The sequence below is a fragment of the Enterobacter sp. R-25 genome (assembly GCF_049913205.1).
GTDB classification, from domain to species: Bacteria; Pseudomonadota; Gammaproteobacteria; order Enterobacterales; family Enterobacteriaceae; genus Enterobacter; species Enterobacter ludwigii.
Genome location: NZ_CP183982.1, coordinates 1,764,857 through 1,785,794, shown reverse-complemented (window position 1 = coordinate 1,785,794; position 20,938 = coordinate 1,764,857). Strand labels below are relative to the sequence as shown.

Annotated in this window: 23 protein-coding genes; 2 read left to right on the top strand and 21 right to left on the bottom strand. The window is 54.0% G+C overall.

Annotated elements, in window-relative coordinates; translation table 11 throughout:
- Nucleotides 1–120 precede the first annotated feature (120 nt).
- Genes ycfP through hinT form a run of 6 tightly spaced genes read right to left on the bottom strand, consistent with a single transcriptional unit; the run spans nucleotide 121 to nucleotide 3,933 of the window.
- Entirely contained in the window at nucleotides 121–663 is a 543-nt protein-coding gene (gene ycfP, locus ACN9MQ_RS08480) for an alpha/beta hydrolase YcfP (protein WP_013097106.1), read from the bottom strand.
- Nucleotides 664–697: 34 nt separating this feature from the next.
- Nucleotides 698–1,723 (bottom strand): beta-N-acetylhexosaminidase, encoded by a 1,026-nt coding sequence (nagZ, locus tag ACN9MQ_RS08475; protein WP_020884661.1) that lies wholly within the window; start codon nucleotides 1,721–1,723, stop codon nucleotides 698–700.
- 11 nt (nucleotides 1,724–1,734) lie between these two features.
- Nucleotides 1,735–2,559, bottom strand: coding sequence for a thiamine kinase (gene thiK, locus ACN9MQ_RS08470; protein ID WP_426021599.1), 825 nt, complete (start codon nucleotides 2,557–2,559; stop codon nucleotides 1,735–1,737).
- Nucleotides 2,540–3,187, bottom strand: a complete 648-nt coding sequence (gene lpoB, locus ACN9MQ_RS08465; protein ID WP_014169586.1) for a penicillin-binding protein activator LpoB — start codon at nucleotides 3,185–3,187, stop codon at nucleotides 2,540–2,542. The genes thiK and lpoB overlap by 20 nt, the downstream gene beginning before the upstream one ends.
- Before the next feature lie 10 nt (nucleotides 3,188–3,197).
- A complete protein-coding gene (locus ACN9MQ_RS08460; RefSeq protein ID WP_014169585.1) occupies nucleotides 3,198–3,572 on the bottom strand; it encodes a YcfL family protein in 375 nt (124 codons plus the stop codon).
- 1 nt (nucleotide 3,573) lies between these two features.
- Nucleotides 3,574–3,933 carry a purine nucleoside phosphoramidase gene (hinT, locus tag ACN9MQ_RS08455; protein WP_014169584.1) on the bottom strand — a complete coding sequence of 120 codons (360 nt, stop codon included), beginning with the start codon at nucleotides 3,931–3,933 and terminating at the stop codon, nucleotides 3,574–3,576.
- A 350-nt stretch (nucleotides 3,934–4,283) separates the two neighbouring features.
- Between hinT and fhuE the strand changes: the two genes are divergently transcribed.
- Nucleotides 4,284–6,473: a ferric-rhodotorulic acid/ferric-coprogen receptor FhuE gene (fhuE, locus tag ACN9MQ_RS08450; protein WP_426021598.1), complete on the top strand. Its 2,190-nt coding sequence runs from the start codon at nucleotides 4,284–4,286 to the stop codon at nucleotides 6,471–6,473.
- Nucleotides 6,474–6,530: 57 nt separating this feature from the next.
- Here fhuE and ptsG read toward each other — a convergent pair whose 3' ends face one another.
- From ptsG to yceD, 14 genes are all read right to left on the bottom strand, one after another.
- Nucleotides 6,531–7,964 (bottom strand): PTS glucose transporter subunit IIBC, encoded by a 1,434-nt coding sequence (ptsG, locus tag ACN9MQ_RS08445; protein ID WP_014169582.1) that lies wholly within the window; start codon nucleotides 7,962–7,964, stop codon nucleotides 6,531–6,533.
- Between the two features lie 297 nt (nucleotides 7,965–8,261).
- Nucleotides 8,262–9,056, bottom strand: a complete 795-nt coding sequence (locus tag ACN9MQ_RS08440; RefSeq protein WP_014169581.1) for a metal-dependent hydrolase — start codon at nucleotides 9,054–9,056, stop codon at nucleotides 8,262–8,264.
- A gap of 10 nt (nucleotides 9,057–9,066) precedes the next feature.
- Nucleotides 9,067–10,071: a DNA polymerase III subunit delta' gene (gene holB, locus ACN9MQ_RS08435; protein ID WP_020884665.1), complete on the bottom strand. Its 1,005-nt coding sequence runs from the start codon at nucleotides 10,069–10,071 to the stop codon at nucleotides 9,067–9,069.
- Nucleotides 10,068–10,709: a dTMP kinase gene (gene tmk, locus ACN9MQ_RS08430; protein ID WP_014169579.1), complete on the bottom strand. Its 642-nt coding sequence runs from the start codon at nucleotides 10,707–10,709 to the stop codon at nucleotides 10,068–10,070. Before tmk ends, holB begins: the two co-directional genes overlap by 4 nt.
- Nucleotides 10,699–11,721, bottom strand: coding sequence for a cell division protein YceG (gene yceG / locus ACN9MQ_RS08425; RefSeq protein ID WP_020884666.1), 1,023 nt, complete (start codon nucleotides 11,719–11,721; stop codon nucleotides 10,699–10,701). Before yceG ends, tmk begins: the two co-directional genes overlap by 11 nt.
- A 2-nt stretch (nucleotides 11,722–11,723) precedes the next feature.
- Nucleotides 11,724–12,533: an aminodeoxychorismate lyase gene (pabC, locus tag ACN9MQ_RS08420; RefSeq protein ID WP_426021597.1), complete on the bottom strand. Its 810-nt coding sequence runs from the start codon at nucleotides 12,531–12,533 to the stop codon at nucleotides 11,724–11,726.
- Nucleotides 12,534–12,654: 121 nt separating this feature from the next.
- Nucleotides 12,655–13,896: a beta-ketoacyl-ACP synthase II gene (gene fabF / locus ACN9MQ_RS08415; RefSeq protein ID WP_014169576.1), complete on the bottom strand. Its 1,242-nt coding sequence runs from the start codon at nucleotides 13,894–13,896 to the stop codon at nucleotides 12,655–12,657.
- Nucleotides 13,897–13,985: 89 nt separating this feature from the next.
- Nucleotides 13,986–14,222, bottom strand: a complete 237-nt coding sequence (acpP, locus tag ACN9MQ_RS08410) for an acyl carrier protein (RefSeq protein WP_003857954.1) — start codon at nucleotides 14,220–14,222, stop codon at nucleotides 13,986–13,988.
- Nucleotides 14,223–14,376: 154 nt separating this feature from the next.
- Complete coding sequence (gene fabG, locus ACN9MQ_RS08405; protein WP_014169575.1) at nucleotides 14,377–15,111, bottom strand: 3-oxoacyl-ACP reductase FabG; 735 nt, start codon at nucleotides 15,109–15,111, stop codon at nucleotides 14,377–14,379.
- Nucleotides 15,112–15,123: 12 nt separating this feature from the next.
- Nucleotides 15,124–16,053 carry an ACP S-malonyltransferase gene (gene fabD, locus ACN9MQ_RS08400; protein ID WP_014169574.1) on the bottom strand — a complete coding sequence of 310 codons (930 nt, stop codon included), beginning with the start codon at nucleotides 16,051–16,053 and terminating at the stop codon, nucleotides 15,124–15,126.
- A 15-nt stretch (nucleotides 16,054–16,068) separates the two neighbouring features.
- Nucleotides 16,069–17,022 carry a beta-ketoacyl-ACP synthase III gene (locus ACN9MQ_RS08395; RefSeq protein ID WP_014169572.1) on the bottom strand — a complete coding sequence of 318 codons (954 nt, stop codon included), beginning with the start codon at nucleotides 17,020–17,022 and terminating at the stop codon, nucleotides 16,069–16,071.
- A 6-nt stretch (nucleotides 17,023–17,028) separates the two neighbouring features.
- A complete protein-coding gene (plsX, locus tag ACN9MQ_RS08390) occupies nucleotides 17,029–18,063 on the bottom strand; it encodes a phosphate acyltransferase PlsX (RefSeq protein ID WP_014169571.1) in 1,035 nt (344 codons plus the stop codon).
- 80 nt (nucleotides 18,064–18,143) lie between these two features.
- Nucleotides 18,144–18,317, bottom strand: a complete 174-nt coding sequence (rpmF, locus tag ACN9MQ_RS08385) for a 50S ribosomal protein L32 (RefSeq protein ID WP_003857964.1) — start codon at nucleotides 18,315–18,317, stop codon at nucleotides 18,144–18,146.
- A gap of 16 nt (nucleotides 18,318–18,333) precedes the next feature.
- Nucleotides 18,334–18,855, bottom strand: a complete 522-nt coding sequence (gene yceD, locus ACN9MQ_RS08380; protein ID WP_014169570.1) for a 23S rRNA accumulation protein YceD — start codon at nucleotides 18,853–18,855, stop codon at nucleotides 18,334–18,336.
- Between the two features lie 140 nt (nucleotides 18,856–18,995).
- Here yceD and ACN9MQ_RS08375 point away from each other — a divergent pair, with 140 nt between their 5' ends.
- Nucleotides 18,996–19,580, top strand: coding sequence for a Maf family protein (locus tag ACN9MQ_RS08375; RefSeq protein WP_426021596.1), 585 nt, complete (start codon nucleotides 18,996–18,998; stop codon nucleotides 19,578–19,580).
- Nucleotides 19,581–19,643: 63 nt separating this feature from the next.
- Here the strand turns inward: ACN9MQ_RS08375 and rluC are convergent, their stop codons facing one another.
- Nucleotides 19,644–20,591, bottom strand: coding sequence for a 23S rRNA pseudouridine(955/2504/2580) synthase RluC (gene rluC, locus ACN9MQ_RS08370; RefSeq protein ID WP_014169568.1), 948 nt, complete (start codon nucleotides 20,589–20,591; stop codon nucleotides 19,644–19,646).
- Nucleotides 20,592–20,938: the final 347 nt, after the last annotated feature.

Below are 20,938 nucleotides of genomic sequence, written 5' to 3'. Positions count from 1 at the left end.
CGCATTGGTCATACCAAAATTGATATGCATCAAGTTTTGATGGCTTAAAAGTAGACAATTCTGGACAAAAAGAAAGCCCGGCGCTTTCGCGGCCGGGCCTGGCAGGTCGTACGCAGTGGCTTAGCCCAGGGTTTTGAAGGCTTTGATCCGCTGCAAATGCGGGGAGATGTTCTTGAATTTGTGGGTCTGTTCTTCATCCCAGACAATTTCATAGTAATGATGCAGCAGCTCAGCCGCACGGTGGCTGTTAAGGGCTTCATCATTACGCGACAAGATCACCAGACAACGGTCGCGGTTTTTCTCCCGAAAATTACTGACGCACTTGGTGGCAATATCGACATACTCTTCAGGGCGGTCAATTTTACCTTCCATGTTCTCATTCGGGAAAAGATTAGGATTGAACACCACCTGGCGGATATCGCACAGGAATCCAATCCGCTCTGCCCAGTAGCCACCTAATCCCACGCCACAAATCAGCGGACGGTCATCGATGTTGAGCTGCAACATCTTGTCCACCTCTTTGAGCAGGTGCTGCATATCATGCTTTGGATGGCGTGTGCTGTAACTGATTAGCCGGACATCCGGATCGATAAACTGCAGCTGCAGGACCTTCTCATGATTACCAGGACTGTTTGAGTCAAAACCGTGTAAATAGATGATCATTGTCTTCTCACCACGCTACGCCTTCCGGGAGGATTTACAGGCTGGCTTTATGTGCCTGCCAGCGTTCATTCAGGGCTTCAAGCTGCGCGTTGACCGTCTTCCAGCGCGCCGAGTCCATCAGCTCCTGACGGCTAAATGAACCTTTATGATACAATTGTGTAACACGCTGTGCATTGATCGGCGACAGGTTATCCAGCACGCTGACGGCACCTTTACGATTATTGCAGACGAGGATCATATCGCAACCTGCGTCCAGCGACGCCTGACCGCGCTCGGCGTAGCTGCCCATAATCGCCGCCCCTTCCATCGACAAATCGTCTGAGAAAATCACGCCATTAAACCCCAGTTCCTGACGCAAAACGGTTTTCAGCCAGTGCGCGGACCCGCTTGCAGGACGCGGGTCGACGTCGCTGTAAATCACGTGCGCTGGCATGATAGCGTCCAGCTTGTTATCGGTGATCAGGGAGCGGAACACCGACATATCTTTGGCACGAATGTCAGCTTCCGGACGCGGATCGCGCGGCGTCTCTTTGTGCGAGTCGGCGGTCACCGCACCGTGTCCCGGGAAATGTTTCCCGGTGGTTTTCATTCCCGCGTCGTGCATACCGTCAATGAAACAGCTCGCTATCGCCAGCGCAATACGCGGATCTTCATGGTATGAGCGTTCGCCAATGGCGGCGCTGATATGCCCCACGTCCAGAACCGGCGCAAAACTGATGTCGATATCCATGGCAATCATCTCGCTGGCCATCAGCCAGCCGGCCTCTTGCGCCAGTTTGCCACCCTCTTCCGTGCCCAGTAATGCCGCAAAAGATTGGGCGGCAGGCAGGCGAGTAAAGCCTTCGCGGAAACGCTGTACGCGTCCGCCTTCCTGATCGACGGCCACCACCAGATGATTGCGCGATGCAGCACGGATCTGGCGCACCAGTTCTCGCAGCTGCGCCGGATCGTGATAGTTGCGGGTGAACAGGATCAAGCCTCCCACCAGCGGGTGCGCCAGTATTTCACGCTCCTCCGCATCCAGTTCAAACCCTTCTACATCCAACATGACTGGACCCACACCAACCTCTCTTATCCTTTAGTTTGTAACTGACGCCAGGCATCATCTGCCAGCGCAATAAATTGTTTGTCTCGGGATTGCTGAAAGCGCATTTCAAACCAGCCAGCCATCAGCATGACGACCCACGGTCGCCAGCGCCTCACCTGACGCCTCAGGGCGTCGGCATTCATGTGCGCTATCCGGGCGTAGTCGGTGATGAGCCGCTGCCGCGCAGTATCATCTTCCGACCAGACGGCCGCCAGCTCCAGCGCCACGTCTCCGTCACCGGCATATTCCCAGTCGATAAGCCTCGCACCGAGGGACGTATGAACAATATTTCCGGCATGAACATCCATATGCAGCGGCGAGAGCCGAAGCGGCTGCGGTTCGCCCGTTTTACGCAGCCGTTTTAGCTGTGCCAGCCAGAATGGGGTTCGCCTGTCGGCTGAAGCCTGCTGCCAGTATTGTTCAAGCAACGGCAGCAGCGTCACCCGCCACCCCAGACGCGGTTGCTGGTGCAGATGACAGAGCATAGCCGCAAGCACTGCCGTTTCCGGTAGCGTGTTGCCGATCTCCCCTGCCAGATACTCCACGGCCATCCAGCCCTCGCGATAAAAACGGGGCTTTGGCACCAGATCCGCCGGAAGGCGTTTCAGTGCCCGAAACTGACGGCGGAAATGGGATGCAGACGCTAAGGGATCGTGATTCTGCCGCAATACCAGACGTTGCTCGCCCTGCTCTATAATGCAACTCGCGCCGCCAAGCCCGGAAGGGGCCTGCGGCGCGATAAGGCGATACTGTGGAAAATAACGCGTCAGGATCTCTTCACGCGTCCTGTCAGAGTTGCGTAACGGCACCTTTACCTGACCAGATAATCTCGCCTGTCTGAACCAGCATCAGCTGCATCTGCAGGGCTGGCGTGTTCACGTTACCGGTGGCACTGGAGTAAAGCACATACTGCGCACCGACGTTACGGGCAATCCCAATCGCCTTGCTGCGTGAACCGAGGCTGTCCTGCGGTGACAGGCCCAACTGCTGCTTGGCTACCGCGAGCTGCTGTGCCGAGACCAGCGTAAACTTACCGTTATTGGCCAGGGCATTGCGCAGGGTTTCTGTCGCTTCGCCCGCGTTCAGCGAACCGTTGGTACGGTTATTCACGCTATCAACCAGCAATACGCTGCCCGCGGTCACACCCTGAGCCTGCAGCATTTTGCCGACCATCGGTTGCATCGCACCGTTCCAGTCGTAATGACGCACGCGCGGCGCAGGCTGCGATGTCTGATCCGGATGTTCAATTGGACCAGGCTGCGACGGAATAGACGGCACAGTCGGTACGGTTGGCGGCGGCTGCGTTGGCTGTGTCGGCTGCTCGGTACCCGGTTTGGCCTCTTCCACAGGCGCAGGTTCTTCAGTTCGGGTCACACACCCTGCGAGGAACAGAGCGAAAGCAGTCACGAGCGCATAACGGCTCAAATTTTTAATCAAGGTTCACCCCTTACAAATAAAGATAAAGTCTCACCTTATGTGCACCCAGATAGTTGGCGCTGCCATAGAGCGTTACCGACGATCTTGCCGGAATAGTGACGCTGCGCGGCGCTTCCAGCGGATGCATTTCAAGACCTCGTACGTCATACCAGAAAAAACGGTAGTGCACCGTCACTGGTTCTTGTCTTTCATTAAAGAGCGTAGAGGAAGCAGAAGAGTTGATTTCACTGATCGACAACGCAGGTTGTTGCGCCGTGATGCCCGCAGCAAGTACGGAGGATTCCATCACCAGCGTCTGTTCATCGCTGACGGGGATCGCCGGACGCGTGCTGCACCCTACGATCAACATCGTCATTACCAGCGCTGCAATACGCCCTTTAAGCATGTCAAAGACCTTTATGTGCCAGCATCGGCCCCAGAGGACGTCCACCCAGCAGATGCATGTGAATATGATAAACTTCCTGACCACCGTGGCGATTACAGTTCATGATGAGACGGTAACCGTCATCAGCAATCCCTTCCTGCTCAGCAATTTTTGCGGCCACTGTCAGCATACGACCTAACGCTACTTCATGCTCGGTTTTTACGTCGTTTACGGTCGGAATCAGAATATTAGGAATAATAAGGATATGTGTCGGAGCCTGAGGAGAAATGTCCCGGAAAGCCGTCACCAGCTCATCCTGATAAACGATATCCGAAGGGATTTCGCGGCGGATAATTTTACTAAAAATCGTTTCTTCAGCCATGACCTTTTCCTTTTTTGTTTAATCTGGCGTAGTGCGCCGCCATTAACACATTCTCAGTATTACTGTGTGACACAACACAAGAGTATGAGCGAGATTCTCCTGTCCTTTCAACCTTCTCCACCGATTTCTTTCCTGAATGTCCTCCAGCTGCCTGGAGAGTGAGCGCTGACGCGTCGCGATCGCCTGAAACATTATTTCAGTTCCTTTTGACACATCTGTTTACACCGTTAATCTCAATGCGTATATTTCGCATTTGCATTTTCATGCGCATTTTCAGCATAGAAAACGACATCAGCCCGTACATGCGGGACTGATGCAGACCACCTTCACCATTCATTAAGGGTTTGATGATGTCTTTCATTACTCATACCAGGGATGGGCAACGCCAGCCTGTCACAACACCTTCGTTGCTGACAGCCTGTATTGCTATGGCATTGATGCCAACCGTCAGTTTTGCCTCCACAACTACCGAAGATACGGTAGTTGTGGAGGGTGGCGTTGATAACGCACAGGATCCCTCCAGTGGACAGGATCAGGACTACAGCGTAAAAACCACCACCACCGGGACCAAACTGTTACTTGTTCCCCGCGATATCCCCCAGTCCGTCAGCGTGATTAGCCAGCAGCGCATGGCAGATCAGAACCTGCAGTCAGTCGGCCAGGTGTTAACCAACACCACCGGCGTAACGGCCCAGGTGCAGGACAGCGACCGCACCGTATTTTACTCGCGCGGATTCTTCGTCAGTAACTATGCGTTCGATGACCTGCCGACCTCCATCAGCGAAGTATGGAACTTTGGCGACACCGCCGCCGACACCGCCATTTATGACCGTATAGAGGTGGTTCGCGGCGCTACCGGGCTGATGTCCGGCACCGGTAACCCATCCGCCTACGTCAATATGGTGCGCAAGCACGCAGACAGTAACGTATTCAAAGGGAACGTCTCCGCCAGCTACGGCAGCTGGGACAAGCAGCGCTATGTGCTGGATTTACAGGCCCCGCTGGTAGAGTCTGGCAATGTGCGCGGTCGTCTGATCACCGGTTACCAGGACAACGACAGCGCTGTGGATAACTACCACTACCGTAAAAAATTCCTCTATGGCGTGGTGGATGCCGACGTCACCGACAGCACAACCCTCTCCGTAGGCTATGAATACCAGGAAAGTCACACCGCCGATCCCACCTGGGGCGGGCTGCCAACCTGGTATAGCGACGGAAGCAAAACCCATTACAACCGCAGCCAGACCGTTGCGCCTGACTGGGCTTACTCGGATAAAGACAACACCCGTATCTTTGCCAACCTGACCCAACGTTTTGACAACGGCTGGGAAGCGCACATCAACGGCATGCATGCGGAAACCCATTTCGACAGCAAACTGATGTATATGTCAGGCTATCCGGATAAAGAGACCGGGGCGGGCATGGTCGGCTACGGCGGCTGGAACCGCGGTGAACGGAAGCAGGATGCCATCGACGCCTTCCTGCGTGGCGATTTCAGCCTTTTTGGTCGTCAGCATGAGATGATGTTTGGCGGGAGCTTCAGCCGCCAGCGTAACCATTACGATAACAGCATGCCGGATGCGTTATACGGTATGGTGGATGTGGGTAATTTTAAAAACTGGAATGGCAAAATCGCCGACCCGCAGTGGACACCGTGGAAGCTCTATAGCCAGGACGACATTCGCCAGTCATCGGCGTATACCTCGGCCCGATTCTCGCTGGCCGACCCGCTGCACCTGATCCTTGGCGCGCGTTACACCAACTATAACATTCGCTACAACCCGGCAGGCTCCCCGGATACCCGTCTGGAAAGTTCCAAAGATGACGTAACGCCTTATGCAGGACTGGTTTATGACATCAATGAAGACTGGTCGACCTATGTCAGCTACACCTCTATTTTCCAGCCACAGGACAAGCGTGACGCGAGCGGTCGTTACCTCGACCCTACGACCGGTAAGAGCTACGAAGCGGGGGTGAAAGCGGACTGGTTCAACACCCGCCTGACCACCTCACTGGCCGTTTTCCGTATTGAACAGGATAACGTGGCGAGCAATACCTACACCTATATGCCGAGCGGTGAATCTATTTATGAATCACTGGATGGCGTGGTCAGCAAAGGGATTGAATTTGAGCTAAACGGTGCACTGACCGACAACTGGCAGTTAACCTTCGGGGCGACACGGTTTATTGCAGAAGATAAGCGCGGGAATGCCATCAGTTCCGATCAGCCACGCACGACCATGAAGCTGTTTACCCGTTATCAATTGCCTATGCTGCCGGAACTGGCGGTGGGCGGCGGGGTGAACTGGCAGAATAAAGTGTGGACGGATGTGGAGGGTGGCCCGGCAGGCCAGTCCCGTGCAGAACAGGGCAGCTATGCGCTGGTGAATCTCTTCAGCCGTTATCAGGTCACCAGGGATCTGGCCTTGCAGGCCAACGTTAACAACCTGTTTGATAAAAAATACTACGACTACGTCGGGTCATACGTTGTCTATGGCGCGCCGCTGAACGTCTCCGTCAGCGCGAATTACTCTTTTTAAGTTTCTACCCATAAAAAAGGCAGCCATTCGGCTGCCTTAGTCTCCCCAGGTCACAGCTTAGCTGTTGCGGATGTACTCATCCATTTCGGTTTTCAGGTTATCGGATTTAGTCCCGAAGATTGCCTGAACGCCCGAACCAGCAACAACAACCCCTGCTGCACCCAGTTTTTTCAGACCCGGCTGGTCTACTTTCGCGACGTCGGCAACGCTAACACGCAGACGAGTGATGCACGCGTCCAGGTTAGTGATGTTCTCTTTCCCGCCGAATGCGGCAACCAGAGCCGGAGCCATTTCGCTTGTCGCGGTGGCTTTGCTGTCTTCTGACGCATCTTCACGACCTGGTGTTTTCAGGTCCAGTGCTTTGATCAGCACGCGGAAGATGGTGTAGTAAACAACGGCATAGCACGCACCAACGATTGGGAACAGCCACAGTTTGCTGCTGTTACCGGACAGAACGATGAAGTCGATCAGGCCGTGAGAGAAGGACGTACCGTCACGCATACCCAGCAGGATACAGATTGGGAACGCCAGACCCGCCAGAACCGCGTGAATGATGTACAGGATCGGCGCAACAAACATGAAGGAGAACTCGATCGGCTCGGTGATACCGGTCAGGAACGAGGTCAACGCTGCGGAGATCATGATACCGCCCACTTTTGCACGGTTCTCTGGTTTAGCAGAGTGCCAGATAGCAATTGCCGCTGCCGGCAGACCGTACATTTTGAACAGGAAGCCACCAGACAGTTTACCTGCAGTTGGGTCACCCGCCATGTAACGTGGGATATCACCGTGGAATACCTGACCTGCTGCGTTGGTGAATTCACCAATCTGCATCTGGAATGGAACGTTCCAGATGTGGTGCAGACCAAATGGTACCAGGCAACGCTCGATGAAGCCGTAGATACCAAACGCCACAACCGGGTTCTGATAAGCAGCCCACTGAGAGAAGGTCTGGATAGCGGAACCGATTGGTGGCCAGATGAAGGACAGGATCACGCCAGTGAAAATCGCTGCCAGGCCAGAAATAATCGGAACAAAACGCTTGCCCGCGAAGAAGCCCAGATACTCAGGCAGCTTGATGCGATAGAAGCGGTTGAACATGTACGCTGCAATCGCACCGGAGATGATACCGCCCAGAACACCGGTGTCTGCCAGGTGTTTCGCAGCGATCTCTTCTGCCGGTAAATGCAGAACCAGTGGCGCAACCACTGCCATGGTTTTCACCATGATGCCGTAGGCAACAACTGCAGCCAGCGCAGAAACGCCGTCGTTATTGGTGAAGCCCAGCGCCACACCGATAGCGAAGATCAGAGGCATGTTAGCAAAGACGGAACCGCCTGCTTCGGCCATCACGTGGGAAACTACGGCTGGCAGCCAGCTGAAGTTAGCAGAACCGACACCCAGCAGGATACCTGCGATAGGCAGTACGGATACTGGCAGCATCAGCGATTTACCGACCTTTTGCAGGTTAGCAAATGCATTCTTAAACATAATTGAGAGTGCTCCTGAGTATTTGTGCTTTTTTTACGCTTTCACGCATTGGCCCGGGGGGAGTACCGTGCCGTGGACAGGACATCTAAGCGCCCTTTATTTATTACACAGAGTAAAATAATTCCCTCTGAGTTTGTTTGACGGCTATCACGTTTCAGCTTAAGACGGTCGAAAAACTTTCAGTTATTTACAAAAAGCGTTTCTGGATGTGTCTAAATACACCTTCACCGCCCCAAATGAGGCGGTGAACTTTACTCGTTTTATGTATTAATTACGAGCCTAAAAAAAACAGGCGTATCAAACAGATTGCAGGCGGGCGGGGTCGATATGGAACAGCGTAGAGAAGTTGTCCGTCGTGACGCGGGCCAGCTCTTCAATGCTGACGCCTTTAAGCACGGCCATGTACTCGGCTACGTCTCTCGTCATGGCTGGCTGATTTTCTTTACCGCGATGCGGCACCGGTGCCAGATACGGAGAGTCTGTTTCCACGAGGATGCGATCGAGCGGAACATAGCGCGCAGCTTCGCGGAGTTGCTCAGCGTTACGGAACGTCACGATCCCCGAAAACGAGATATAAAACCCTAAATCAAGCAGTTTACCCGCTGTTTCTCTGTCTTCTGTGAAACAGTGTAGTACGCCACCGCAATCCGTCACCTTTTCTTCCTTCAGGATCGCCAGCGTATCGGCGCGCGCATCACGGGTATGGACAATCACCGGCTTGTTGAGCTCGCGACCAATGCGAATATGATGGCGGAAGGACGCTTGCTGGCGCGGTTTCGTTTCCGGCGTGTAGTAGTAATCCAGCCCGGTCTCCCCCATCGCCACGACGCCCTCTTCTGCGGCCAGCCGGCGCAGTTCCTCAACGTCGTACTCTTCATCCTGATTGAGCGGATGCACGCCACAGGAGAAAACAACGTTCTCGCGCTCGCCCACCAGCTCACGCATGGCGCGATACCCCGGTAGCGTTGTTGCCACGGCAAGGCAAAACTTCACATCACGGGCAGCGGCTTTGGCCAGCACGTCGTCCACGTTTTTATGCAGGGATTGATAATCCAGGCCATCAAGATGGCAGTGTGAGTCGACTAAAAACATAATGTCTCTCTCAGAGATGGGAAACAGGCGGTGTCACGCCGGGTTGCAGGTAATGTTCGATACGCAGCAACTGGTCGGTCAGTAAAAGCTCGCGATTAAGACCGGTCACTGTTAAAAGTTGTTCACGACTCTGACAGATATCGTGAAGGATAGCGTGTAATGATGCGCCTGACAGGCTGTTCGCCAGCGTGTTAACCAGCGGCCAGACGTCCGGGTTGGTCAGTAGCGTTGCCTCTTGCTGGAGTTTGAGCGCATCCAGAAGTAAGGAAGCCAGCCAGTGCAGACGTTCCGCGGCCTGCTCGCCGTTAAGCGCAGGCAATAAACTTAGCCAGTCGCGGCTGGTGATGGAAGACTCAACGGCCCGGCAGAGCGCGTCTCGCTGTGACCAGACCTCTGGCTGCAGTAATGCCAGCGCCGCCGCGGGCGCACCGCTGCTCAGGCGCAACGCAGAGAGCGCCCCTTCCTGTGACGTTGTCACCTCTCGCTCAAGCCAGCTCAGCGCCCATGATTCCTGAGGCACCGCGAGGTGATGAAGACGACAACGGCTACGCAGCGTTGCCAGCAAACGCCCCGGGTCACGACAGGAGAGAAGGAACCACGTTTTCTCCGGCGGTTCTTCCAGCGTTTTAAGCAGCGCATTCGCCGCCGCCTCGGTAAGCTGTGCTGCGTCTTTGAGCCAGACGACTTTAGCGCCGCTGAGCCGCGCATGTTCGTACAATTTTTCACTGACTTCACGCACGGCATCAATACCGAGCGCGCTTTTGCCCTTCTCAGGCTCGAGCGTGTAATAGTCAGGGTGCGTGCCCGCCTGCATTAACTGGCAACCACGACATTTACCACAGCTTTTATGGCCTTCCGGCTGCTGACACATCAGGAAGCGGGTGATGGCGTAAATCAATGCATCATCCCCCATTCCCGGCAGTGCCTGAATCAGTAACGCATGATGCCCCCGACCAGCCTGATAGCTTTCGATCAGCTTTTCAAAATGCGGGCGCAACCATGGGTACCATTTCATGCCTGTTGCTCCTGTAGCCACTGCGTAACCGTCTTCTGAATTGCGCGGGTGACCTCTTCCAGGGATTGCGTCGCATCAATGGTCCGAATACTGCCATCCTGATCCGCCAGTTCCAGATAGCGCGCGCGGGTACGGTTAAAGAAATCAAGGGACTCCTGCTCAATGCGGTCCAGCTCACCGCGAGCACGGGCGCGCTTGAGACCCACTTCCGGCGTCACATCCAGATAGAGCGTCAGGTCAGGGCGAAAATCACCCAGCACCGCATCGCGCAGCGTGGCCAGCATCGTCTGGTCAATACCACGCCCACCGCCCTGATAAGCCTGGGTCGACAGGTCATGACGATCGCCAATTACCCACTTGCCATTAGCCAGGGCCGGTTTAATGACCGTCTCCACCAGCTGCACGCGCGCCGCGTAGAACATCAATACTTCGGCTTTATCTGTGATGACCTCGTCACCAACGGATTTGATATCCAGCACCAGGCTCCGCAGCTTTTCAGCCAGTTGCGTACCGCCGGGCTCGCGGGTAAATACCATGTCCGCAACGCCAAGCGATTTGAGCGTATCCACCACCACGTTGCGGGCCGTGGTTTTACCCGCCCCTTCGAGTCCCTCAATGACAATGTATTTACTGCGCATTTTTTTCCTTAAGTGCCTTCAGATAGTCCTGAACGGAGCGATTATGGCTGGCAAGGTTGGTGTTAAAGGTATGCCCCCCTTTTCCATCAGCCACAAAATAGAGATACGGTGTTTTAGCAGGATGCGCAGCCGCACGCAGGGAAGCCTCGCTCGGCGTGGCAATCGGGCCCGGCGGCAGACCGCTAATCACGTAGGTATTATACGCCGTTGGCGTCTCCAGATCTTTTCTTGAAATCTTACCGGTATAACTCTCGCCCATTCCGTAGATGACGGTGGGGTCCGTTTGCAGACGCATGCCGATACGCAGACGGTTAATGAAGACCGATGCCACCTGATCGCGTTCGGCGGCGACGGCCGTCTCTTTCTCAATAATTGAGGCCATCGTGACAAACTGGTTTTGATCTTTGTATGGCAGACCGTCCATGCGCCCTTCCCAGGCGGAATCGACGGCTGCCACCATCTTTTTATGCGCCCGTTTGAGGATAGCCACATCGGTCGTGCCTGCGGTGTACATCCAGGTGTCTGGCCAGAACCAGCCTTCCACCCACTCAGGATGTTCAAATTTCAGTACCTCGGCCACCGTCTGATAGCGGTCATCTTTCAGAGTATGCTTAATGTACGGAGCATCGCGCAGCTGTTCGAGATAATCGCTCAGGCGCATCCCCTCAACAAAACGCAGCGGGAACTGCGCTTCTTTACCGCTTTCCAGCAGCTGCAGCATCTCTTTGACGGTCATCCCCGGCGTAAAGCGATAGGTACCGGCTTTGAAATGAGACAGTTCAGGCTCGATACGTAACAGCCACTGAAACACGCGCGGACGGTTAATGATCTTGTCGCCATAAAGCTGTTCGCCAAGCGCCAGGCGGCCCGTCCCCGCTTTCAGGGTAAAAATCGTCTCGTCTTTAATCAGGATCTTACTGTTCGCCAGCTGACGAACTTTCCACACTCCCGCTCCGCCGGCAAGACCCAGCGCAACGATAAGGAGGAGGACAAAGCGCAACATTTTCTTCATGACTATCGGGTTTGCTCACATATCGGGGCTAAAAACTGAAACAGCTCGCGCGAGGACAAGCTGTATTGACCATACGCGCGGACGGGTACAACCGGCATCAGCGCATTACAAATGATAATTTCATCAGCCTGGTGCAGCGCCTCTTCTCTCGCGCTCACTTCGACAACGCGAAAGCCAGAGTGTGCCAGCTGCTGCAAACAAAACTGACGCATAATCCCGTTGACGCCGGCCTGCTCGAGCGACGGCGTATAAACATCGTTCCCCTGCCGCCAGAGTAAATTAGCCGCACAGCATTCCGTAATAAACCCTTCGCTGTCAAGAACCAGCGCCTCATCAGCGTCCGTCTGTTCAAGATGAGTGCGAATCAGTACCTGTTCAAGGCGGTTGAGGTGTTTTATACCGGCAAGCATAGGGTTTCGCCCCAGACGTACCGGGCTGAGCGTTAGCGTAACGCCCTCTTCACGCCAGCGCAGATAATGAGCAGGACAGGCAGACACCGAAAGGATCCGCGTTGGGTGCTGGCAAGCTGTACCGCTGTATCCCCGGCCACCGCTGCCGCGGCTGATAATCACCTTCAGAACACCGCTTTGCTTCCCGGCAGCCAGATGGCACATCTCCTGACGCAATGTGTCCCAGTGCGTGAAGGGGATCATCAAGGCTTCACAACCCTGCTGAAGACGACGAAGGTGCGCCTCGAGCAGGCAGACATTGCCGTCGAGAATGCGCGCTGTCGTAAAGCAGCCATCACCAAACTGAGTTGCCCTGTCACCAGCAGGCAGCGTGTTTTGCTCAAGGCCATTGATTAAAAACATGGTGGCTCCTTATGCGTGGGCATTTAGTCTGGCAGGATGCCATGCAGCCGACAAGAAGATTAGGCTTAATAAAAAAGGCCCGACAAGCGGACCTTTTTTAATCGCCATGATGCAGTCAGGCTCAGATCTTTTTGAAGATCAGTGAACCGTTAGTACCACCAAAGCCGAAGGAGTTACACAAAGTGTACTCCATACCACTTACCTGACGCGCTTCGTGAGGAACGAAGTCCAGGTCACAACCTTCATCCGGATTATCCAGGTTGATGGTTGGCGGAACAGCCTGATCGCGCAGCGCAAGGATAGAGTAGATAGACTCTACTGCACCCGCCGCCCCCAACAGGTGACCGGTCATGGATTTCGTGGAGCTCACCAGCACGCGGCTGGCGTATTCGCCGAAGATAGACTTAACAGCCTGAGCTTCTGCTTTATCGCCTGCAGGCGTAGAAGTACCGTGCGCGTTAACGTAACCGATGTGCTCCGGGGTAAGACCCGCGTCGCGAATCGCGTTGGCCATTGCCTGCGCGGCGCCCGCACCATTTTCTGGTGGTGACGTCATGTGGTATGCATCGCTGCTCATCCCGAAGCCGACAACTTCAGCATAAATCTTCGCGCCACGTTTTTTAGCATGTTCGTACTCTTCAAGTACGATCATACCCGCACCGTCACCCAGCACGAAACCGTCACGGTCTTTGTCCCACGGACGGCTTGCCGCCTGCGGGTTATCGTTGCGGGTAGACAGCGCACGCGCTGCACCAAAGCCACCCACTCCCAGCGGAGTACTGGCTTTTTCCGCACCGCCCGCAACCATAGCATCTGCATCGCCGTACGCAATCATGCGCGCGGCCTGGCCGATGTTATGCACGCCAGAGGTACATGCGGTAGCGATAGAAATGCTTGGCCCACGCAGGCCGAACATGATGGTCAGATGACCTGCCACCATATTAACAATCGTGGACGGAACGAAGAACGGGCTGATTTTTCGCGGACCGCCATTCATCAGAGATGTATGGTTTTCCTCGATCAGACCCAGACCGCCAATCCCGGAACCGATAGCGGCACCGATACGGGTTGCGTTCTCTTCCGTAATTTCAAGGCCAGAATCCTGCATGGCCTGAACGCCAGCGACAATTCCATATTGAATGAAGGCATCCATCTTGCGCTGTTCTTTGCGCGAGATGATCTCTTCACAGTTAAAATCCTTTACTAAGCCAGCAAATTTCGTTGCATAGGCGCTAGTATCGAAATGGTCGATTAGGCTGATGCCGCTCTGACCGGCAAGGAGAGCTTTCCAGGTGGACTCTACGGTATTGCCGACAGGAGACAACATGCCAAGTCCGGTCACAACTACACGACGCTTAGACACGTTTGTCCTCCAGGGAGGGATAAAAAAGGGATTCGTGGGACAAAAAAGATAAAACTCAGGCGGTCGAATGACCGCCTGGAGATGTTCACTTACGCCTGGTGACCGTTGATGTAATCAATGGCAGCCTGAACGGTGGTGATCTTCTCAGCTTCTTCGTCCGGAATCTCAGTATCAAACTCTTCTTCCAGAGCCATTACCAGCTCAACGGTGTCAAGAGAATCTGCGCCCAGGTCTTCAACGAAGGAAGCGGAGTTCACAACTTCTTCCTGCTTAACGCCCAGCTGTTCGCCGATAATTTTCTTAACGCGTTCTTCGATAGTGCTCATACTCTTAAATTTCCTATCAAAACTCGCTTTCGCGATGGTTTTCGTAGTGTATAAAATGTTGAAAAATTTGCAACTAAATCCCGGCAGTTCTTACCACGATTTTACGTTATTTTGAGGCCATTCGCCCTAATAACGCAAATATTTTTCATCGTGATTAAACCATGTACATCCCGCCGTTGACGTGGAGGGTCTCACCAGTGATGTAACCCGCTTCGTCAGAGGCTAAAAATGCAACCGCGCTGGCAATTTCTTTAGGGTCGCCTAAGCGGCCCGCTGGAACAGCTGCCAGCGTACCCGCACGCTGCTCATCAGTTAGCGCACGCGTCATGTCCGTTTCAATAAAGCCCGGAGCAACAACGTTTACAGTAATACCGCGGGACGCAACTTCACGTGCCAGCGACTTACTGAAACCGATCAGACCTGCTTTCGCCGCAGCGTAGTTAGCCTGACCAGCATTTCCCATGGTACCAACCACAGAACCGACAGTGATAATACGACCATGACGCTTTTTCATCATAGCGCGCATTACCGCTTTTGACAGACGGAATACAGATGACAGGTTGGTTTCGATGATATCGTTCCACTCGTCGTCTTTCATTCGCATTAACAGGTTATCACGAGTGATCCCGGCATTATTTACCAGAATATCCACTTCGCCAAATTCTGCGCGAATATTTTCCAGAACAGATTCGATAGATGCAGGTTCGGTCACATTCAGAACCAGACCTTTACCGTTCGCACCCAGATACTCGCTGATGGCCTTAGCGCCATTCTCGCTGGTTGCTGTACCAATCACTTTCGCGCCGCGCGCAACCAGTGTTTCAGCAATTGCACGCCCGATACCGCGGCTTGCGCCAGTGACCAGGGCAATTTTTCCTTCAAAACTCATGGTATTCCTCTTTTATTGCGAGAGTGCCGCTGACATCGCGTCCGGCTCGTTAATTGCCGAAGCAGTCAGGGTGTCAACAATACGTTTTGTCAGACCGGTGAGGACTTTACCTGGGCCGACTTCATACAGATGCTCAACGCCCTGAGAGGCCATAAACTCAACGGTTTTGGTCCACTGTACCGGGCTGTAGAGCTGGCGAACCAGCGCATCACGGATAGCGTCCGGCGAGGTTTCGCATTTCACATCGACGTTGTTCACAACGGAGATTGTCGGTGTGTTAAAAGTAATTTTTTCAAGCTCAACGGCCAGTTTATCGGCAGCAGGTTTCATCAGTGCGCAGTGGGACGGTACGCTGACGGGCAGCGGCAGAGCGCGTTTCGCCCCTGCAGCTTTACAGGCTGCACCAGCACGTTCAACCGCGTCTTTATGACCGGCGATAACCACCTGGCCTGGCGAGTTGAAGTTAACGGGAGACACCACCTGACCTTCAGCGGATTCTTCACACGCTTTTGCAATCGCAGCATCATCGAGGCCGATGATAGCAGACATGCCACCGGTGCCTTCAGGTACTGCTTCCTGCATGAACTTACCGCGCAGTTCAACCAGACGCACCGCGTCAGCAAACGCGATAACACCGGCACACACCAGCGCAGAGTATTCACCCAGGCTATGGCCCGCGAGCAGCGCTGGCGCTTTACCGCCCTGCTGCTGCCAGACACGCCACAGCGCAACGGACGCCGTCAACAGCGCTGGCTGAGTCTGCCAGGTTTTGTTCAGCTCTTCAGCTGGTCCCTGTTGGGTCAGCGCCCACAAATCATAACCCAGCGCAGCGGAAGCTTCACGGAAAGTCTCTTCGATAACCGGATACTTTGCTGCCATTTCAGACAACATCCCAACGGCCTGAGAACCCTGGCCCGGGAACACAAAAGCAAATTGCGTCATTATTTAATCCTTATACTAGAAACGAACCAGCGCGGAACCCCAGGTGAACCCGCCACCAAAGGCTTCAAGCAAGACCAACTGGCCCCGTTTGATTCGTCCGTCACGTACCGCTTCATCAAATGCGCACGGTACTGACGCCGCAGAGGTGTTGCCGTGACGATCCAGCGTCACCACAACGTTATCCATCGACATGCCCAGCTTTTTAGCGGTCGCGCTGATGATGCGCAGGTTCGCCTGATGCGGCACCAGCCAGTCGAGTGCGGAGCGGTCAAGGTTATTCGCTTCCAGCGTTTCATCGACAATGTGCGCAAGCTCAGTCACCGCCACCTTGAACACCTCATTACCGGCCATCGTCAGGTAAATAGCGTTATCCGGATTAACGCGATCGGCGTTAGGCAGGGTCAGTAATTCGCCGTAGCTGCCATCGGCATGCAGATGCGTAGAGATGATGCCCGGCTCTTCGGACTGACCGAGCAGTACCGCGCCCGCACCATCACCAAAAATAATGATCGTCCCACGATCGGTTGGATCGCAGGTACGTGCCAGCACGTCAGCACCGATGACCAGCGCATATTTCACGGCACCGGATTTAACATACTGATCGGCAACGCTCAGCGCATAGGTGAACCCTGCGCACGCTGCGGCAACGTCAAATGCCGGGCAGCCTTTAATGCCGAGCATGTTTTGCACCTGGCACGCTGCGCTTGGGAAGGCATGCGTGGCAGAGGTCGTGGCAACCACGATCAAGCCAATCTGATCTTTATCGATGCCCGCCATTTCGATAGCACGCTGCGCGGCTTCGTAACCCATGGTCGAAACGGTTTCGTCTGGCGCGGCAATACGACGTTCACGGATACCTGTGCGCGTGACAATCCACTCGTCAGACGTATCTACCATTTTTTCAAGATCGGCGTTGGTACGCACGTGTTTTGGCAGGTAGCTGCCGGTACCTAAAATCTTCGTATACATGTACGCTCAGTCACTTTTAGCTAATACAGATTCCAGGCGAGCGGCAATCCGCTGAGGGACTTGTCGCTGCACCGCCTGCACTGCCTGTTCAATGGCGACAGTAAATGCTCGCTGATTGGCGGCACCATGACTCTTAATCACGATGCCGCGCAATCCTAACAGACAGGCGCCATTATACTGGTCGGGGTTGAGGTGACTGAATCGCCGCGTCAGGCTTTTTTGTAACCAACGCTTTAATAAAATCAACCACCAGGCGCTTTTTTTGCCTTCTCCCTGCGATTTAAGCAGTGAGAGAAACATTCGCACGACCCCTTCCATGGTCTTCAACGTTACGTTCCCGGTGAAGCCATCACACACCAGAACATCCGTTTTCCCCGTCAGCAACTCATTGGCTTCGAGATAACCAATATAGTTGATGGAGGGAACCTGTTTGAGCAATTCGGCAGCTTCGCGAATGCTGTCCAGGCCTTTGGTCTCTTCTTCACCGATGTTCAATAACGCAACACGGGGATTGTTTATCCCGACCACTTCTTCTGCCAGCACCGACCCCATCACGGCAAACTGAGCCAGCATTGTACTATCACAATCGACGTTAGCACCCAAATCGAGCACCACGGTCTTGCCCTTCTGCTGATGCGGTAATACCGTCACCAGCGCCGGACGCTCAATACCTTCAATAGGTTTGAGCAACAATTTCGACAGCCCCATCAGCGCGCCGGTATTTCCCGCACTGACGCAAGCCTCCGCGCGTCCTTCCTTCACCAGCTCCAGCGCCATTCGCATAGAACTGCCCCGGCTATTGCGAATCGCCTGCGATGGACGTGCATCACTGGCAATAACTGACTGCGCAGGAATAATCTGCAGACGCGAACGTTGTTCGAAGTCAGCTTTTGCAAGTAATGGCGTGATTGTGTCGGGATTGCCGACTAAAAGAAGTGTGAGTTGCGAATTAGAATTCAGTGCCTGCAAAGCTGCAGGCACTGTCACGGAAGGGCCAAAATCCCCTCCCATGACATCTAACGCCAGGGTTAGACGTGTCAAGGTATCGTCACAGCCTGGTTCGGTAAATTCCCCGTTTGCACGGGGAAATCCTCACTAAGCCTAATCACGCTGACGCGTGATTACTTAGTGATAACCTTGCGGCCGCGGTAGAAACCGTCAGCGGTGATGTGGTGACGCAGGTGTTTCTCACCAGAAGTCTTGTCTACAGACAGGCTGGTAACTGCAGTCAGCGCGTCATGGGAACGACGCATGCCACGTTTGGAACGGGTTGGTTTATTCTGTTGTACGGCCATGGACCTTACTCCTCAATTACTTACGCTTTAAGCTGGCTAATACGGCAAATGGGTTTGGTTTTTGCGCTTCATCAGGCAGTTCCCCAAAGACCATGTCCGCCTCGGACACTTCACAGTGTTCAGATTCATGCACCGGAACGACTGGCAAGGAGAGGATGATTTCATCTTCAACCAGAGCCAGAAGATCGATTTCACCGAATTCATTAACTTCAATCGGTTCATACGCTTCCGGGAGTGCTTCAGCCTGTTCGTCAGAACGGACCGGACTGAAACAATACGTTGTGTGAACATGCTGTACAAACGGTTTCCCGCAACGCTGACATTCGAGGGTTACCGTCACCTTTGCATCACCGGTTAAAACGGCGAGACGCTGGTTATCGATAGCGAACGACATGGAGCATTCTACATCACTGTCCACACTGACTACGGATTCGGCGACACGCTCAGCCTGATCGGAAGTATAAATACCTTCGTAATCGAGGCGTTTTTGAGCCGTGCGAACCGGATCAAGAGTCAGGGGTAATTTTACCTTTTGCATAGGGCGCGCATATTAACTTTGTAACGTCATATAGTCAAAGAAAAAGGCAACCACAGCTGCCTTTTGCCAATTATTCGCACACATTGCGGCCTGTAGTTTAAAATGGCTGGCATCGATACGCTATATCTGGTGATAAAAATATGCCAAATCTCGTTCTTGCCTCCACCTCACCCTACCGTCGAATGTTGCTGGAAAAGCTCGGGATCCCGTTTGAATGCGCGGCGCCGGAAGTTGACGAGACGCCGCAGCCGGGCGAATCACCACGTCACCTGGTCACCCGTCTTGCGAAGGAGAAAGCGCAATCACTTGCCGCACACTACCCTTCGCATTTGATTATAGGCTCCGATCAGGTTTGTGTGCTGGACGGTGTTATCACCGGAAAGCCGCACACTGAAGCGAATGCCTGCCAGCAGCTTATGCAAGCGCGAGGCAATATCGTCACCTTTTATACGGGTCTGGCACTCTACAACTCCGCCTCGGGTCACCTGCAAACCGAATGCGAACCTTTCGACGTCCATTTTCGCCATCTTAGCGAGCAGGAAATCGCCGACTATGTGCGTCGGGAGCGACCGCTCAATTGCGCCGGAAGCTTCAAAAGTGAAGGTCTGGGGATTGCCCTGTTCGACAAGCTGGACGGACGTGACCCGAACACGCTGGTCGGGTTGCCGCTGATAGCATTGTGCCAGATGCTCAGACGCGAGGAGTGTAATCCGCTGAAGATGTGAGTATTACGGGTGATGCATCACTTACCGGCCTGAGAGACCTCAGGCCGGTAAGTGCCGGCCAAATCAGCCGCGCAGCACCTTCAGGCAGCGTTTTAACTGCTCATCAAGGGGGGCTTCAATGCGAATTGTTTCGCCGGTATTCGGGTGAGTGAACGTCAGTGCCGCCGCATGCAGGAACAGGCGTGACAACCCGGTGCCCGCCAGCTGCTTATCAAACTCCCTGTCACCATAGCGGTCATCAAATGCGATCGGATGACCGGCATACTGCGTATGTACGCGGATCTGGTGGGTACGGCCGGTTACCGGGCTGCAGCGCACCAGCGTGGCGAACGCATAGCGCTCTTCCACTTTGAAACGCGTCTCAGACGGCTTCCCTTCCTGATTCACACGTACAATGCGCTCACCGCTTTGCAAAATATTCTTCAGCAAAGGTGCCTGCACCGCCTTAACGTGGGACTGCCAGTGGCCACGAACCAGCGCCAGATAATCCTTCTGCATCCCTTTTTCACGCAGCTGCTCATGCAGGGAACGCAGGGCAGAACGTTTTTTTGCGACCAGCAGCACGCCGGAGGTATCGCGATCGAGACGGTGAACCAGTTCAAGGAAACGGGCTTCAGGGCGCAGCGCACGCAGGCCTTCAATCACGCCAAAGCTGAGACCACTCCCCCCATGGACAGCGGTACCTGACGGTTTATTCAGCACCAGGATATGATCATCCTCATAAAGGATAACGTCACTCAGGGCGGCCACTTTCTGCAACCTGGGTGAAACGACCTCTTCTTCGCGTTCCGCAACACGGACCGGCGGGATACGCACTTCATCACCGGCTTCGAGTTTGTACTCAGGCTTCACGCGTTTTTTGTTAACCCGCACTTCACCCTTGCGCAGGATGCGGTAAATCATGCTCTTTGGCACGCCTTTGAGTTGGGTGCGCAAAAAGTTATCGATACGTTGCCCCGCGTCGTCTTCCGCGATGGCAACCATTTTTACGGCTGGAGTCTCTGTTTTCATGGTTGGCGATTCTAAATATCGTCAGCCATTAGCGCCACTCATTTTTCTATGCTTATATTTACTTTTATCCGGCCTGTCCCCTGTTTCACGCAATCGATTTGGTGGTTATTAAACCAATCACCACCTTGAAGTGAAGAAACTGTGAGTAACCGGGTGATAATTGGTAAAAGTCATCTTGCTATAACCCGGCGAGCAGTGGAATAATGAACTCGTTTTCCGTGTTAAATCCTGGTTAAGTAAGGATCTCGACGGAATGACCAATTTTGTCTGACCGATCATCCACGCAGCAATGGCGTAAGACGTATTGATCTTTCAGGCAGTTAGCGGGCTGCGGGTTGCAGTACTTC